This window comes from Aeromonas sp. sif0611 (assembly GCF_019218845.1).
In the GTDB taxonomy this organism is placed as follows: domain Bacteria; phylum Pseudomonadota; class Gammaproteobacteria; order Enterobacterales; family Aeromonadaceae; genus Aeromonas; species Aeromonas media.
Map to the genome: position 1 here is coordinate 395655 of NZ_JAHUWU010000003.1, position 15614 is coordinate 411268.

The window sequence follows — 15614 nt, forward strand, 5'->3', positions numbered from 1 at the left end:
TGGTCCAAGCCCATAGGATCGACGGGCCACACAGTCAAGGTACAGATCCATGTTTGAAGATAATAATCAGAAACGCCCCCTCTATATTCCCTACGCCGGTCCTGCCCTGCTGGAGACCCCGCTGCTCAACAAGGGCAGCGCCTTCACCAGCGAGGAGCGCAGCAGCTTCAATCTGGAAGGCCTGCTGCCCCAGAACATCGAGACCATCGAAGAGCAGGCCGAACGCGCCTATCGCCAGTTCATGGCGTTTGGCAACGACATGGACAAGCACATCTATCTGCGCAACATCCAGGACACCAACGAGACCCTTTTCTATCGCCTGCTGACCAACCATCTGACCGAGATGCTGCCGGTCATCTACACCCCGACCGTGGGCAAGGCGTGTGAGGAGTTCTCCAACATCTACCGCCGTGCCCGCGGCCTCTTCATCTCCTATCCGGACAAGGACAGGATCGATGACATGCTGCAGAACGCCACCAAGCAGAACGTCAAGGTGATCGTGGTCACCGACGGCGAGCGGATCCTGGGCCTCGGTGACCAGGGCATCGGCGGCATGGGCATCCCCATCGGCAAGCTGTCGCTCTACACCGCCTGCGGCGGCATCTCCCCCGCCTACTGCCTGCCGGTGGTGCTGGACGTGGGCACCAACAACCAGCAACTGCTCAATGACCCCTTCTATATGGGCTGGCGTCATCCGCGCATCTCGGGTGAGGAGTACGACGAGTTCGTCGATGCCTTCATTCAGGCGGTCAAGCGCCGCTGGCCCGAGATCCTGCTGCAGTTCGAAGACTTTGCCCAGGGCAATGCCACCCCGCTGCTCAACCGCTACAAGGATGAGCTGTGCTGCTTCAACGATGACATCCAGGGCACGGCCGCCGTGACCCTGGGCAGCCTGATCGCCGCCTGCAAGGCCTCGGGGGCCAAGCTCTCCGAGAAACGGGTCGCCTTCCTCGGTGCGGGCAGCGCCGGTTGCGGCATCGCCGAGCAGATAGTGGCGCAGATGAAGGCCGAAGGGCTGAATGATGCGGAGGCCCGTGGCCGGGTGTTCATGGTGGACCGTTTCGGCCTCATCACCGACAAGATCCCCAACCAGCTCGACTTCCAGCGCAAGCTGTCCCAGCCGCTCGAGCGGATCAAGGAGTGGCCGGTGGGGGACAACATCTCCCTGCTGGAGGTGATGGAGCACGGTCGTCCCGACATCCTGATCGGGGTCTCCGGCCAGCCGGGCCTGTTCACCGAAGAGGTGGTCAAGACCATGCACAAGCATTGCTCCCGCCCCATCATCTTCCCGCTCTCCAACCCCACCTCCCGGGTGGAGGCCACGCCGGCCGACCTCATTCGCTGGACCGACGGCCAGGTGCTGGTGGCCACCGGCAGCCCGTTCGCCCCGGTGGAGTACAAGGGCAAGCGCTACGTCATCGCCCAGTGCAACAACTCCTTCATCTTCCCGGGGATAGGCCTTGGCGTCATCGCCTCCGGCGCCACCCGGGTGACCGACGCCATGCTGATGTCCGCCAGCCGGGCGCTGGCGGAGTGCTCTCCCCTGGTGAAAGGAGAGGAGGGCTCTTTGCTGCCGGATCTGGCGGATATCCATCGGGTGTCCCGCTACATTGCCAAAATGGTGGCCAAGACCGCCATGCTGCAGGGCAAGGCGGTGCAGACCCCGGACGAGGTGATAGACCAGGCCATCGAAGCGAACTTCTGGCGCCCGGAATACCGCCGGTATCGTCGCACTTCGTTCTGATCGAAGGCGCTGCAAAAAGCAGAAGGGATGCGTAAGCATCCCTTTTTTTGTGCACGGCAGAGACGGATGGGGAATTATTGTGCCGGTTGTTCGGCAGCGGGTTCGGCAGTGGGCTCGGTGGCCGCTGGTGCGGCTTCCTGCACGCCGGTCACCCGGATCTCGACCCGGCGATCCGGGGCCAGGCAGTCGATGAGGGCAGCCCGGGCCTTGACGGCATCACACTGGGTGCCGGTCACCGGGTTGCTCTCGCCATTGCCCTGGATGCTCACCTTGTCGGCGGGCAGCCCCTTGCCGATAAGGAAGTCGGCCACGGTGCGTGCACGGGCTTCGGACAGCGCCTGGTTGTTGGCGTCCGAGCCGATGCGGTCGGTATAGCCCATCACCATGGCGTTGCCGTCCTTGGGCTTGACGTCGACGATCTGCTGGTAGAGGTCGTCCAGCGCGGCCATGCCTTCCGGCTTGAGCTCCGCCTTGCCAAAGGCAAACAGCACGTCCGAGCTCAGGTTGAAGGTCTGATCCACCGGCTCGGGGGCCGGCGGCGGGGCCACCACCATGGGGGCCGCCACCGGCAAGGCGGCTACGGTGCGGTTGGGGTGCAGTACCAGCTCTATGGTGGCGGTGCTGATGTCGCTGACCCAACGTTGGGTGCCGCTGCCCACCTTGTCGTTGTCCGAGTCATCCCCCACCCGCACCATGTAGCGATAACGGGCCTGGATGTCGATCCAGTCGTGCAGCCTGGCGGTCATGCCGAGCCCGGCCAGCGGCGCCAGGTTGTCCTCGCTGCCGTTGATGGACTTGACGCTGTAGAGGTAACCGCCCCCCTCGGCAAACACCGAGAAGATGTCGTTCAATGGCAGGCGACCCAGGATCGACAGGGTTGCCCCTTGATTGCTGAACTCGTGACCATTGACGTCCCAGTCACCGCCCGACAGATAGCCCAGTTCTGCCCCCAGGTTTTCGGTGAAGTTGTAGCCGGCGAAGGCGTTGTACGCGGTGTCGTCGTTGCTGACATCCTTGCTGAAGTCATCGAGATCATGGGCCCATGCCCAGCCCGCCCCGGCCCCTATATACCAGTCATGGACAGGTGCCGCCTGTGCCGCTCCCGTCGCCAATGCCAATGCAATCCATACCGGTTTCAGTCTTATGTTCATCGCGTTTCCTCGTCGATGTTGGGTGTTATAGGGCTCCCAGCCCTTTGTTATGTATAACCAACATTATGTATAGGCCATATGAGACGTTTAACCACTTAAGTGGCGACCCTGTATGGAAAATCTGTGAGGAGGATGACAACTATTTGGTCCCCGTGAGAGGGGGTGGAGGGCGGTGCAACGAATAAAAAAAGGGGCCGAGTGGCCCCTTGTTTGGCTGCGGGTTGACCGCTTACTGCTGCACTTCCTGTACGCCGGTGACGCGCACTTCGACGCGGCGATCCGGTGCCAGGCAGGCGATCAGCTGGTTCTTGCCCTTGACACCGTCACACTGGGTGCCGGTGACCGGATTGGCTTCACCACGGCCCTCGATGGCGACCTTGCCTGCCGGCAGACCCTTGCCAACCAGGAAGTCGGCCACGGTGCGAGCACGGGCTTCGGACAGCTTCTGGTTGTAGGCGTCAGAACCGATACGGTCGGTGTAACCCACCACCACGGCGCTGCCATCTTTTGGCTGAACGTCGACGATCTGCTGATACAGGGTGTTGAGGGCGGCAGTACCTTCCGGCTTCAGGGTGGACTTGCCGAAGGCAAACAACACGTCAGAGCTCAGGGAGAAGCTCTTGTCGACCATGACGGGCTCGGGGGCCGGCTCGGGAGCCGGTGCGGCTACAGGTGCCACATAGGCTTTGCGGTTCGGGTGCATCACCAGTTCCAGGGTGGTGACGCTCATGTCGGTCTTCCAAGTCTTCTGATCGTCACCCAGATCCCAGATGTAGCGATAGCGAGCCTGCAGGTCGAGCAGATCGGTGAGCTTGGCGCTCAGGCCCAGACCGGCCAGCGGCGAGGTGCCGTTGTCGCTGTCACCGTTGCCGTTGACGTGGTTGAAGTAGGCACCGCCTTCTGCGAACACGGAGAAGATGTCGTTCATGGGCAGGCGGGCGATACCGGACAGGGTCCCCCCTTGGGTCTTGAAGTCGACGCCGTCGACGCCACCCTTGCCGGCATAGAGATAGCCCAGCTCGGCGGCAAAGTTTTCGGTGAAGTTGTAGCCGCCGAACAGGGAGATCGCGGTGGCGTCCTTGTCGGCATCCAGACCGAAGGAGTCCAGGTCATGGCCATAAGCCCAACCTGCACCCATACCTGTGTACCAGTCATCGGCCGCCTGGGCGGTAGACGTTCCCATGGCTGCAATAGCCAGAGCAATCAGGGTTGGAGCCATTTTCATTTTCATCATTTTATCCTCGTTGAGTTGCCGTGCTACGGGCGTACTGCGCACTCTTTGTTATACCGATCGCAGATGACATTTCATGATGCGATTCCGTGACCTGGTCACGGACGGCTTGAATAAAAAATGGATGGTAACCTGGATTCTCATGAAGCTGTTTCTCCATGGACAACTAACCGGGCAATAAGCACTTTTAATAGTTCATCCAATGTCTTACAAGCGTTGCTACTGTATTCTTTTGAATCGGCTTGATCAAGTTTCTGCACAGATATGCAGCGATGGGGTTGGTGCGACGAGGATGCGGACTGACCAGAGAGGGAGGGGGAGACAAGGGGGTGAGACAGGAGGTGACGTTTGCGGTGACAGACATGCAAAAGGGGATGCCGTGGCATCCCCTTTTCGCGTTATCTGAACGGAGTCAGATTACTGCTGAACTTCCTGTACGCCGGATACGCGAACTTCTACGCGACGGTCCGGGGCCAGGCAGGAGATCAGCTGAGCCTTGGCGGTTACGCCGTTGCACTTGGTGCCGGTAACCGGGTTGGCTTCGCCACGACCTTCGATGGCAACCTTGCTGGCAGCCATACCCTTGCTGACCAGGAAGTTGGCAACGGTGCGGGCACGGGCTTCGGACAGCTTCTGGTTGTAAGCGTCGGAACCGATGCGGTCGGTGTAACCAACGACAACGGCGTTACCGTCTTTCGGCTGGAACTCGACGATCTGCTGGTACAGAGCGTTCAGGGCTTCCACGCCTTCGGCCTTCAGGCTGTCTTTGCCAAAGGCAAACAGCACGTCGGAGTTCAGGGCGAAGTTCTTTTCAACGATCTGCGGAGCAGGAGCCGGAGCTTCTTCAACAACAGGAGCCGGAGCCGGTGCTACGTAGGAAGTACGGAACGGGTGGTAAACGGCTTCCAGGGTCGCAACGCTCTGGTTGGACTTGTAGCGTACGTTGTCGGCGTGCAGGTCAGCCACGTCCCACATGTAGCGGTAACGAGCTTGCAGATCCAGCGCGTCGTTCACCTTGTAGGTCACACCGGCACCGGCCAGCGGGGATACCTTGGTATCGCTGGTGCCCATACCGTCGGTGTGGCCCCAGTAGGCGCCAGCTTCACCGAACAGGGAGAAATCGTTGCCCAGCGGCAGACGAGCGATACCGGACAGGGTGGCACCCTGGCTCTCGTAACGGTTGCCATCGGTGTTGCCACGGCCGGTGTACTGGTAGCCCAGCTCGGAACCGAAGTATTCGTTGAAGTTGTAACCGACGAAGGCATTGGCAGCAGCCGCGTCTTCTTCACCAGTGTTCACGCCTTCGATCTTGTTCAGACCGTTGAAGTGAGTCGCACCGACACCGGCACCGAAGTAGATATCATCAGCGGCGTGTGCAGCAGTTGCACCCATGGCAGCCATGGCGATGGCGATCAGGGAAGGAGCCATTTTCATCATAAAATTAATCCTCGTTGAGATGGCACGTTGTTCACGTGCTTCGCACTTTGTAATTTATGTAAGCTGCTGGCTCTGCCGGGCAACAAGGGTTGCGCCGAGCAGGGATCCTAGATCCATCCAGGAGGCACGTTATCTGGGTGCACAAGTGTGCGAGTTGCGCTATCGAGAGCGCATACTTCGCCACGAACAGCCGATGTCATTCCGATGACGTGGCGCACTTTATGCTCATTTCAAAACATGATCAAGCTCACAGATAATCTGTGGGGCAGATTGTGTCGTATGGATAACTGGCTGTTTATCTGGATTTATTAGTGATCCAAGTAGGCGCGATGCAGCTTTCTCTCAAGCTTCATATAGGCCTCAGCCCAAGCGTGCTGCGGGGTGGCGATGGCGGCCCTGGTCGCGAAAACCGCGAGATAGTCGGCCTCAGTTGCTTCGCACAGCAAGGGTGTGAAGCTGAGTAAATAATGGCGGGCGAGATAGGGGTCCAGGGGCCAGATATTGAGGATGGCCCTGGCGACCGGCTGAATCGCGGCTGAACAGATGAAATGTTGATGACCGGCATCCAGCCACTGGGCCATCTCGCGCAGGCCCTGTTCGGGCACCAGTCCACCATCCCCCTTCTCCGTCGACAGTGTCATGCGGTTACCATTGCCAAGCAGCAGGGAGCCATCTTCCAGAAAGACCCCATCGTGGCTGCGCAGGGACAGCGTGGTGGGGTGCTCGAGATAGAGGCTGCACTTGTCCGAGAGGGAAGCCAGCACGGGAGCGGCCTCGCTCTGCATGACGGCGGGTAGCAAGAATGCCTCGGCCCGGGTTTGCTGACCCTGAAGGAGCTGGCGGGGGAGGGAATCCGGGTCTGAATCCGGGTGAAGTCGGGAGATGATGCCGGGGAATGCCATGCTGAATACTCTTTAAGGGATAACTGGCGAATTATACGAGTTATGGCCGTGGCAACAATAAAGGTTTCTCTTCGAGACTGTTTACCTGAGGCGACTCTGCGATTACCATCCCCGAGGTTTGTTAGGGTTGTCGTCGAAAGACGCTTATTAAAGATAGAGGCTCGACCATAACGAGTCCGTTCAAAACTGATACACTTGACTACGAGTCGTCGCGAAAAATAAAGGTGGAGTGAATCCGCCGAACGGAGTATGGAACACATGAATTCAAATATCGTAACTGTTGGCAAGAAGATCCGTCAGATCCGCGAAGCGGTTGGCCTGAGCCGTCCCAAGTTTGCCGATCTGCTGGGCGTCCCCCCGACTACCCTGAAGAACTATGAACTGGGTTACCGTGAAGTTGGAGGCGCCTTCCTGGTCGCCCTGGCTCATCACCCGGAACTGCACAAGTTCACCCTCTGGCTGCTGGCCGACAAGAAAGTCGCCGAAATCGGCCAGATCGGTCCGGACGATATTGCCAAGGCTTGATTGCCTGAGCCTTGATAAAAATGCCGCCCGCGAGGCGGCATTTTTTATTTGTCAAAACAGACAGTTATTTAAATAAGTAATGTGTTGTGTGCTTCATGTGGCGATTTCAACCAAATCATCTTGGCAAGCTGGATTAATCCCCGGAAAATTCCGACCCTTTAAATTCAGGTCCCTGATCCACAGAGCGAGACAAGCATGAGCAATACCCTTCCCAAAGCCAGAGATGGCTTTACCAGCACCTTCGGCGTGCTTGCCGCGACCCTGGGCTCGGCGGTCGGCCTTGGCAACATCTGGAAGTTTCCCTATCTGACCGGGGAGAATGGCGGCGCCGGCTTTCTGCTGGTCTATGTCATCGCCACCCTGCTGGTGGGACTGCCGGTGATGATCTCGGAGATCATGCTGGGGCGTCAGGCGAAATCCGATGCGGTGAGCGGGCTCATCAAGCTGGCGCCCAAGGGGCAGCCCTGGTGGCTGATCGCGGCCATGGGGGTGACGGCGGCCTTCCTCATCATGTCGTTTTACTCCGAAGTGGCGGCCTGGGTATTCGCCTACATCTTCAAGGCGGCCAGTGGCGAGATCCTCTCGACCGATCCCGCCGTCACCGGCGCGGCCTTCAATTCGCTCATCACGGATCCCTTGCAGAGCCTGCTCTGGCAGTGGCTGGTGCTGGTGCTGATGGGGGGCATATTGCTGATGGGGGTGTCGAAGGGGATAGAGGCCGTCACCAAGCGGCTGATGCCTGTGCTGTTCATCCTGCTGCTGGTGATCGGCATTCGCAGTCTGACCCTGCCCGGGGCGAGCGAGGGGCTGCATTTCCTGTTCTCCCCTGATTTTTCCAAGGTCACCGCCGGCGTGGTGCTGACCGCCATGGGGCTGGCCTTCTTCAAGCTCTCCATCGGCATGGGCTGCATGATGACCTATGGCAGCTACTTTCGGGACGATCAGCACATTCCGCTCACCACGGTCAGGGTGATGTGCGCCGATCTGTTCGTCTCCATGCTGGCGGGGATCGCCATCTTCCCGGCGGTGTTTGCCTTCGGTTTCGAGCCGACCGCCGGTCCCTCCCTGCTGTTCATCACCATTCCGGCAGTGTTTGCCAGCATCCCGTTCGGTCATCTGTTCATGGTGCTGTTCTTCGTGCTCTCCGCCATCGCGGCAACGGGGGCCATGCTCTCCATTCTGGAGGTGCCGGTCTCCGTGCTCTCCGAGCGTTTTCACATGAGCCGAAGGAGGGCGACGCTGATCAACCTGCTGGTGCTGGGGGCGGTCGGGTCGACCTGTGCGCTCTCCAACAGCACACTGGCGGACGTGCAGATAGCTGGCAAGACCTTCTTCGATCTGTTCGACTTCGTCTCCTCCAACGTGCTGATGCCCCTGGGCGGTATCTTCCTCTGTCTGTTCGTGGGCTGGGTCTGGGGCTTCGAGCGGATGAAGACGGCGCTGACCAATGGCGGCGAGCTGGAGCTGCCCATCCTCAAGCCGCTGTTCTTCATCATCCGTTACGTGTCGCCGCCGCTCATTCTGATCGTGATGCTCAAGGGGCTGGGGCTGTTCTGAGCCTGCGGCCCGGACAGCAAAAGAGCGCCTGATGGCGCTCTTTTTCATTGGCGTGTCCCGGTGGCGCCCTCATATCAGACCGAGTCGGGAGAGTTCCTCCTTGAGCTGGTCCAGGTTGCGCTCGACGCAAGCCTCCCCCTCGTTGATGGCGTCGCTCGCGCGGTGGAAGTCCATGATGGAGAGGCTGCCAAGGCGCGGACAGAGCTGGATCTCGGGGGGATCCCCGGCCATGCGGGCGCGAGTGATGCGCTCCTGCATGATGTTGATGGAGCCGGTCATCACCCCCCACATGCCGGGCGTGCTGGGTTCTCCCCGGCCCAGCCACTGACTGAAGAGGCCTCCCGGTGAGGGCGCGTCCGGCTCGTCGGTCCAGGGCTGATGAAGGTCGGTGTTGAGGTTGACGGCGATCACCACCTCGGCCCCCATGGCGCGGGCCAGGGAGATGGGGACCGGGTTGACCACGGCGCCATCCACCAGCCAGCGATCGTCGATCCGGGTCGGGGTCAAAATGCCGGGCATGCCGCAGGAGGCGCGCACGCACTGTCGCAGCGGCCCCTCTTGCAGCCAGATTTCGCGGCCGGTATCGAGTTCGGTGGCGACGCAGGCAAAGGGCAGCGGCAGGCTCTCGATGGCGGGATCCCCCAGATGGTTGGCGGCGATGCCAAACACCTTGTCGCCGCGGAACAGACCGCCGGAGAGGGCGGGATCGAGCAGCCCCATCACCTGCAGGCGGCTGAAACCGCGTACCCAGGACTCCAGTTTGTCCAGCTCGCCGGCGGCATAGGCGGCACCGACGAAACTGCCGATGGAGCAACCGGCCACCAGATCCGGTTTGACACCAAGGCGCTCCAGCGCCCGTATGATGCCGATGTGCGCCCATCCTCGGGCGGCGCCGCTGCCAAGGGCCAGGCCCAGGCGGGGTTTTCGTGCCACAGTGCGTCTCCTGCTGTGAGTAGGGGGTTCAGCTTACTCCTGCTTCCCCCGTGCGTCATCCTGCCAGCCTTCACTGCGATTGCGACCATTGGCCTTGGCCTGATAGAGGGCGAGATCGGCACGGCGAATAGCCTCGTGCAGCTTGATCTCCGGGCGTTGACGGCAATGGCCGAGACTGATGGTCACTCTCAGCTCGGGGGCTATCTCGGTCCAGTCGTGTTCCGCAATGCGCAGCCGCAGCTGTTCGGCCAGCGGGGCCAGGGGCAGCCCCTTGTCTGCGACCAGCAGCAGAAACTCCTCGCCACCCCAGCGGATCAGGGTGCACTCCCGGGTCAGCAAGGGCTGGCAGAGCTGAACCAGGCGGATCAGCACCTGATCGCCGATCCCGTGCCCGAAGCGGTCGTTGACCTGCTTGAAGTGATCGCAATCGAACATGATGACCCCGATGTGATGGCTGCCAGCCTGGGCGTAGCGGCGTTCGACGGCGTTGAAATGGTGGCGGTTGAAGGCGCCGGTCAGTGCATCGTGGCTGGACAGGTAATTCAACCGACGGTTGAGGCGGCGAGATCGCAGGCTCGAGAGCGTCGCCACCACCAGGCAGAGCAAGGTGAGGAGCGCCGTTGCCGATTGCCACAGCAGCATCTGCAGCAGGGGCAGCAGCGAGATGCGGTGGATCAGGGTGAGCGGCGTAGCCGGAATGGGGTAGACCAGCTGCAACGCACTCTGCTGCCAGTGATACCCTTCCCGCGAGGCTTCCCGGGCCAGAGGTGGTGCCGTGCCGGACTGACTGCTGGCCAGGATCTGCCGGTGCTGATTGACCAGAAACAGGGTGCCAATCTGGGGGGCGAGACGGCGCAGGGTCTGCTCCAGGGTATTGGTCTGAATGTCGATGCTGAGCAGGCCGATGATCTGGTCACTCTGGGTGATGGGCTGGGACAGGGTGATCATCTGTCCCCGGCCGGCAAAATCCTGATATGGGCGTGACAACGTGGCGTGTTCGGAGGGCGGATGCCGGCCCAGCACCTCCTGCCAGTAAGACTTGTGGTAGATGGCGGGGTCAAAACGGAACTGGCTGGAGGGCACCCAGGGGTAGAGATAGATGAAGTCGTCCGTACCGGTGAAGTAGATCCAGGCCACGTCCTTGTCGAGCAGCTTGCTGGCGGTGGCGAGCAGGGGAGAGAGGCTGAGGGCGAGATGCATTCTCGCCTCCCGCTGGCTGCCGCCATGGGGCAGCGGGTTCAGCCCGGTCAGGTTGCCGATGAGGGCGGGCGGCAGATCGACGGGGATGCGATCCAGGTTGATGCCGTGCTCCCCATCGACTTGAAGTGCCTGATAGAGCTGGCGCGAGAGCACTGACTGGGGGTTGCTGCGCAGGCGCTCCTCGGCCTGGCCGCGCATGGCCTCGAGGAAGGCCTCCATCCGCTGATGCTGGTTGCTCAGCTGGGCCGCAGTGTTGATGACGTCGCGCCGGTTCAGCTCGGTGATCTGGCGAAAGGCGTGTTGCAGGGCGAGCAGCAGCAACAGCAGGCTGAAACCCAGCAGCAGCCACTGCAAGCGATATTTGGCAAAGGCAGGGGGCAGTGTGGGCATGGGCGTACCGGGAAATGACGGGATCGGCACATCAGTGTAAGGCAGAAAATATCCACAGTCTCAGCTGGATGTGATTTTGATGATCTTCCCGCCGGGCTGTTACGTTTTGTCACATTTATACATAGTCACGGCATAGTCAGGGGGTAACATGGTGCCATCATTGATGAAGTTTCCTCTTCTCCTTCTCTCTTACCTTGCATGGATTGTCTGATGAAAATGCGCATATGGCTGTGGCTTGTCCCCCTTCTCCTGCTGCTGGGGGCCGGCGCCTGGACGCTTCGGCAGGCCGAACCGGCCAGCAAACCTGCACCAAGGCAGGTCAACATCCGGGCGGAAACGGTCAGGCAGAGCCTGGCAGAGCCCTCCATCAAGCTGGTCAGCAAGCTGGCGGCCAATCGCTCCGTGGTGGTCAGCCCCGAGGTGACCGGCCGCATCGTCAGGATTGCGGTGCGCTCCGGTCAGCAGGTCAAGCAGGGACAGACCCTGATCGCCCTGGATGCGGGCAAGCAGCAGGCGGAACTCGCCGAGCAGAGCGCCAGCGTGCGCGACGAGAGCCGCAAGCTGCGGGACATGCGCCGGCTGGTGGCGCGCGGTGCCATCACCACCTCCGAGCTGGAAGGGCAGGAGGCGACCGTGGCCCAAGCCCAGGCCCGGGTCGATGCGGCGCGCTATGAGCTGTCGCTGCGCACCCTGGCGGCCCCTTTCGACGGCACCGTCAGCCTGATCGATCTCAGCGAAGGGGCCCTGGTCAACAGCGGTGACGTGCTGCTCCACCTGGACGAGCTGGCCAGATTGCGGCTCGATCTGGCGGTACCCGAGCGCTACCTCTCCCTTCTCAAACCCGGCATGACGGTGACGGCCACCAGCTCGGCCTGGCCGGATCAAGCCTTCTCTGGCGTGCTGGAGACGCTCGACAGTCGCATCTCCAACGAAACCCAGAACATCAAGGCGCGGGTCATCATCCCCAATCCCAGCGGCCAGCTACGGCCCGGCATGCTGATGAATGTAGATCTCTCTCTGCCTGCCCAGAAGATGACCCTGATCCCCGCCCAGTCGGTGGAGTATGCGGGGGAGCTTCGCTTCGTCTACCGTCTCGAGGCGGACGGCCGGGTGAAGCGCATCCCGGTGGAACTGGGCGATACCCACGGCGAGGCCGTCTGGGTCATCAAGGGGTTGAACGTTGGCGATCGCATCGCGGTGGAGGGGCTGGTCAACCTGCGTGACGGTGCCCTGGTTCGTGATCTGACCGAGGTGAAAGGCTGATGTGGCTCTCCGATATGTCAGTGCGCCGCCCCCTGGTGGCGGTCGTCATCAGTGCCCTGCTCACCGTGTTCGGCCTGGTGGCCTTCGCCAAGCTGACGGTGCGGGAGATGCCGGACGTGCAGACGCCGTCCGTCTCCATCACCACCACTTATGAGGGAGCAGCCCCCGAGGTGATGGAGAGCCAGGTCACCAAGCCCATCGAGGATCAGCTCTCCGGCATCAGCGGCATCAAGAACATCAACTCGGTGACCCGCAAGGGGCGCTCCTCCATCACGGTGGAGTTCAAGCTCGGCTGGAACATGCTGGAGGGCACCTCGGACGTGCGCGACGCCATCTCCCGCGCCCGGCCGAGGCTCCCGGACGAGGCGGACGAGCCCATGGTCACCAAGGACAATGGCAACGGCGACGTGGCGATCTGGCTCAACTTCAGCAGCACCCAGATGGACCGCACCGCCATGACCGACTATGCCAACCGCATGCTGGTCGACTCCTTAAGCCTGGTGGACGGGGTGAGCGAGGTGTCCCTCTCCGGCGATCTGACCCAGGTGATGTATGTGAGGCTGCGCCCCGCAGACATGGCGGCCCGCGCCATCACGGTCGCCGACGTGCAGGATGCCCTCGAGCGGGAGAACATCGAGCTGCCCGGGGGGGAGATCCGCAACAACAGCATGACCATGGCGGTGCAGATCGCCCGTCTCTACCACAGCGCCGAGGATTTTCGTGCCCTGCCGGTGAAGACCGCCGACAATGGCCAAAGCATCTACCTGGCGGACATCGCCGACGTGGAGGTGGGGGCCAAGAACGAAGACAGCGCCTATCAGCGCAATGGCCGCGAGAGCCTGGGGATAGGCATAGTCGCGCAATCCACCGCCAACCCGCTGGCGGTGGCCCAGGGCATAGAGCGCAAGATGACCGAGATGCAGCGCTTCCTGCCGGAAGGGGCCCAGCTCGAGGTGGACTACGACTCCACCGTCTTCATCAAGCAGGCCATCGACGAGGTGTACGAGACGCTCGCCATCTGCGCCGTGCTGGTGGTTGCCGTGCTCTACCTCTTCCTCGGCCAGGGGCGCACCACGCTGATCCCGGCCATCACGGTACCGGTGTCGCTTATCTCCGCCTTCATCGGCGCCTGGTATCTGGGGTTCTCCATCAACCTCATCACCCTGCTGGCGCTCATCCTCGCCATCGGTCTGGTGGTGGACGACGCCATCGTGGTGGTGGAGAACATCCACCACCACCTGCAGCGGGGCGAATCCCCCCTGATGGCGGCCTGGCACGGTACCCGTGAGGTGGGCTTTGCCGTGGTGGCTACCACGGCAGTGCTGGTGATGGTGTTCGTGCCCATCGCCTTCATGGATGGCATGGTCGGACGGCTTTTCACCGAATTTGCCATTTTGCTCTCCCTGGCGGTGCTCTTCTCCTCCCTGGTGGCGCTCACCCTGACCCCGGCCATGGGCTCCTGGCTGATGCGCGCCGTGGACAAGCCCAATGCCCTGACCGCGCTACTGGATCGGGGCCTTGGCCGGGTGGAGACACAGTACCGCCGCCTGCTGGGCGCCGTGCTGCGCCGCTCCGTCTGGATGCCGCTGGTGCTGCTGCTTTGCCTCGGCGGCATCGGCGCCCTGTTTGGCAAGCTGCCCGCGAGCCTGACCCCGACCGAAGACCGTGGTGTCATCTATGTGTTCGTGAAAGGGGCCGAGGGCACCAGTATCGAGCGGATGAAGCGCAACATGCAGCAGGTGGAGGCCGCCATCATGCCGCTGCTCGGCAAGGGGGTGGTGCAGGCCATGAGTTTCAGCACCCCGGCCTTCGGGCGTGGCGGCGATCAGACCGGGATGGTCATTATCCAGCTCACCGACTGGGCGGTGCGGGACGAGACCGCCACCGACTTTGGCCGCAGCTTGAGCGGGCGGCTGGCCGGCATTCCAGATGTGATGATCCGCACCTTCCAGCCCGGATTCAGGGGCGGCTCCACCGCCGCCGTGCAGTTCGTGCTGCAGGGCTCCGACTATGGGGAGCTCTATCAGCAGGGATTGGCACTGCAACAGGCCGCCGGCCAGAGCGGGCTGATGCTGACCCCGGATCTCGACTACGCCGAGAAGACCCCTGAGCTGCAGGTGACCATAGAGCGGGAGCGGGCCAGCCAACTCGGCATTCCGGTCTCCACCGTGGCGAGCTCGCTTCAGGCTCTGCTCGGCGGCGTCAGCCAAACCACCTATGTGGACAGGGGCGAGGAGTATGACGTCTACCTGAGAGCCAACCAGGCCCAGTTCAACGGCATCTCGGATGTGAGCCGCATCTATCTCAGGGCCGCCAGCGGCGAGATGGTGAGCCTCTCCACCCTGGCGACCGTCACTCAGGTGGCGAGCCCGCAGCGGCTCAACCACTACCAGCGTCAGAAGGCCATTGCCCTGACCGCGGACGTGGCCCCCGGTCATACCCTGGGTGAGGCGCTCGACTTCCTCGATGGCTGGGCCGCGGATCACCTGCCCACCGGCATGACGGTGGATTACGCCGGTGAGTCCAAGGATTATCGCGACAACCAGGGGGAGATGGTGATGGTGTTCGGCCTCGCCCTGCTGGTGGTCTATCTGGTGCTGGTGGCCCAGTTCGAGAGCCTGCTGACCCCGGCCGTGGTGATGGTGACGGTGCCGCTCGGCATCTTCGGCGGCCTGCTTGGCCTCTGGCTGACGGGACAGGAGCTCAGCATCTACAGCCAGATAGGGATGATCATGCTGATCGGCATGGTGACCAAGAACGGCATCCTCATCGTGGAGTTCATCAACCAGCTGCGCCAGCGGGGGGAATCCTTCGAGGAGGCCATCATCGCAGGCTCGGTGCGTCGGCTGCGGCCCATCCTGATGACCTCGCTGACCGCCATCATAGGCGCGGTGCCGCTGATGGTCTCCATGGGGGCGGGGTATGAGAGCCGGATGGCCGTGGGCACCGTGGTCTTCTTCGGGTTGTCGCTCGCGACCCTGGTCACCCTGCTGATCGTGCCCGCCATCTATCACCTGCTGGCCAGACGGGCGGGGATGACGGGGGCGCGGGATCTGCTGGTGGACGAGGCGCTGGCGGTTGATGTCGTCAGCGCCCCCCCGGCGCCGGAAGCCGCGTCTAATACGAGGGACAAACCGGCCGCCTGATCCTTCTCCCGTAAAAGCGAGCCACCTACGCAGGCTGGCTCGCCTTTTCCCCGTGCTTACCCTGCGAATAGTGGGGGCAAAAAGCCATCGCCCCCGCTCTGCTCTGCCGGTATAATGCGCGACCCGAATTGTTCC

Annotated in this window: 11 protein-coding genes; 5 read left to right on the forward strand and 6 right to left on the reverse strand. The window is 61.9% G+C overall.

Translation table 11 applies throughout. The features are described from left to right. Positions 1-49 precede the first annotated feature (49 nt). Positions 50-1744: an NAD-dependent malic enzyme gene (locus tag KW824_RS11030; protein WP_182786007.1), complete on the forward strand. Its 1695-nt coding sequence runs from the start codon at positions 50-52 to the stop codon at positions 1742-1744. 74 nt (positions 1745-1818) lie between these two features. On the opposite strand, the gene KW824_RS11035 is transcribed toward KW824_RS11030, so the two are convergent. The 4 genes from KW824_RS11035 to KW824_RS11050 all read right to left on the reverse strand — a co-directional run bounded on the left by KW824_RS11035 (position 1819) and on the right by KW824_RS11050 (position 6465). Continuing rightward, entirely contained in the window at positions 1819-2895 is a 1077-nt protein-coding gene (locus KW824_RS11035; protein WP_043131150.1) for an OmpA family protein, read from the reverse strand. A 229-nt stretch (positions 2896-3124) separates the two neighbouring features. Continuing rightward, the gene (gene ompA / locus KW824_RS11040) at positions 3125-4126 is read right to left on the reverse strand and encodes a porin OmpA (RefSeq protein WP_042648641.1); all 1002 of its coding nucleotides are present in this window, start codon (positions 4124-4126) and stop codon (positions 3125-3127) included. 417 nt (positions 4127-4543) lie between these two features. Further along, positions 4544-5563 (reverse strand): porin OmpA, encoded by a 1020-nt coding sequence (ompA, locus tag KW824_RS11045; protein ID WP_041206213.1) that lies wholly within the window; start codon positions 5561-5563, stop codon positions 4544-4546. 308 nt (positions 5564-5871) lie between these two features. Then, positions 5872-6465: a hypothetical protein gene (locus KW824_RS11050; protein WP_218409788.1), complete on the reverse strand. Its 594-nt coding sequence runs from the start codon at positions 6463-6465 to the stop codon at positions 5872-5874. A 258-nt stretch (positions 6466-6723) separates the two neighbouring features. Between KW824_RS11050 and KW824_RS11055 the strand changes: the two genes are divergently transcribed. Both KW824_RS11055 and KW824_RS11060 read left to right on the forward strand, forming a co-directional pair. Continuing rightward, a complete protein-coding gene (locus KW824_RS11055) occupies positions 6724-6990 on the forward strand; it encodes a DNA-binding transcriptional regulator (protein WP_005298604.1) in 267 nt (88 codons plus the stop codon). Between the two features lie 195 nt (positions 6991-7185). Continuing rightward, a complete protein-coding gene (locus KW824_RS11060; RefSeq protein ID WP_218409789.1) occupies positions 7186-8547 on the forward strand; it encodes a sodium-dependent transporter in 1362 nt (453 codons plus the stop codon). Positions 8548-8616: 69 nt separating this feature from the next. Here the strand turns inward: KW824_RS11060 and KW824_RS11065 are convergent, their stop codons facing one another. Next, a complete protein-coding gene (locus tag KW824_RS11065; protein ID WP_218409790.1) occupies positions 8617-9480 on the reverse strand; it encodes a patatin-like phospholipase family protein in 864 nt (287 codons plus the stop codon). A 33-nt stretch (positions 9481-9513) separates the two neighbouring features. Further along, positions 9514-11070 carry a sensor domain-containing diguanylate cyclase gene (locus KW824_RS11070; protein WP_218409791.1) on the reverse strand — a complete coding sequence of 519 codons (1557 nt, stop codon included), beginning with the start codon at positions 11068-11070 and terminating at the stop codon, positions 9514-9516. A gap of 210 nt (positions 11071-11280) precedes the next feature. On the opposite strand from KW824_RS11070, the gene KW824_RS11075 reads away from it, so the two are divergent. Both KW824_RS11075 and KW824_RS11080 read left to right on the forward strand, forming a co-directional pair. Continuing rightward, the gene (locus KW824_RS11075; protein WP_171276608.1) at positions 11281-12333 is read left to right on the forward strand and encodes an efflux RND transporter periplasmic adaptor subunit; all 1053 of its coding nucleotides are present in this window, start codon (positions 11281-11283) and stop codon (positions 12331-12333) included. Then, on the forward strand, positions 12333-15479 hold the full coding sequence (locus KW824_RS11080; RefSeq protein WP_218409792.1) for an efflux RND transporter permease subunit: 3147 nt from the start codon (positions 12333-12335) through the stop codon (positions 15477-15479). Before KW824_RS11075 ends, KW824_RS11080 begins: the two co-directional genes overlap by 1 nt. Positions 15480-15614 lie beyond the last annotated feature (135 nt).

What these genes read in the sequence shown, in the direction of transcription:
- KW824_RS11030 (WP_182786007.1), top strand. Translation starts at nt 50, where the DNA reads ATGTTTGAAGATAATAATCAGAAACGCCCCCTCTATATTCCCTACGCC.
- KW824_RS11035 (WP_043131150.1), bottom strand. Translation starts at nt 2,895, where the DNA reads ATGAACATAAGACTGAAACCGGTATGGATTGCATTGGCATTGGCGACG.
- ompA (WP_042648641.1), bottom strand. Translation starts at nt 4,126, where the DNA reads ATGAAAATGAAAATGGCTCCAACCCTGATTGCTCTGGCTATTGCAGCC.
- ompA (WP_041206213.1), bottom strand. Translation starts at nt 5,563, where the DNA reads ATGATGAAAATGGCTCCTTCCCTGATCGCCATCGCCATGGCTGCCATG.
- KW824_RS11050 (WP_218409788.1), bottom strand. Translation starts at nt 6,465, where the DNA reads ATGGCATTCCCCGGCATCATCTCCCGACTTCACCCGGATTCAGACCCG.
- KW824_RS11055 (WP_005298604.1), top strand. Translation starts at nt 6,724, where the DNA reads ATGAATTCAAATATCGTAACTGTTGGCAAGAAGATCCGTCAGATCCGC.
- KW824_RS11060 (WP_218409789.1), top strand. Translation starts at nt 7,186, where the DNA reads ATGAGCAATACCCTTCCCAAAGCCAGAGATGGCTTTACCAGCACCTTC.
- KW824_RS11070 (WP_218409791.1), bottom strand. Translation starts at nt 11,070, where the DNA reads ATGCCCACACTGCCCCCTGCCTTTGCCAAATATCGCTTGCAGTGGCTG.
- KW824_RS11075 (WP_171276608.1), top strand. Translation starts at nt 11,281, where the DNA reads ATGAAAATGCGCATATGGCTGTGGCTTGTCCCCCTTCTCCTGCTGCTG.
- KW824_RS11080 (WP_218409792.1), top strand. Translation starts at nt 12,333, where the DNA reads ATGTGGCTCTCCGATATGTCAGTGCGCCGCCCCCTGGTGGCGGTCGTC.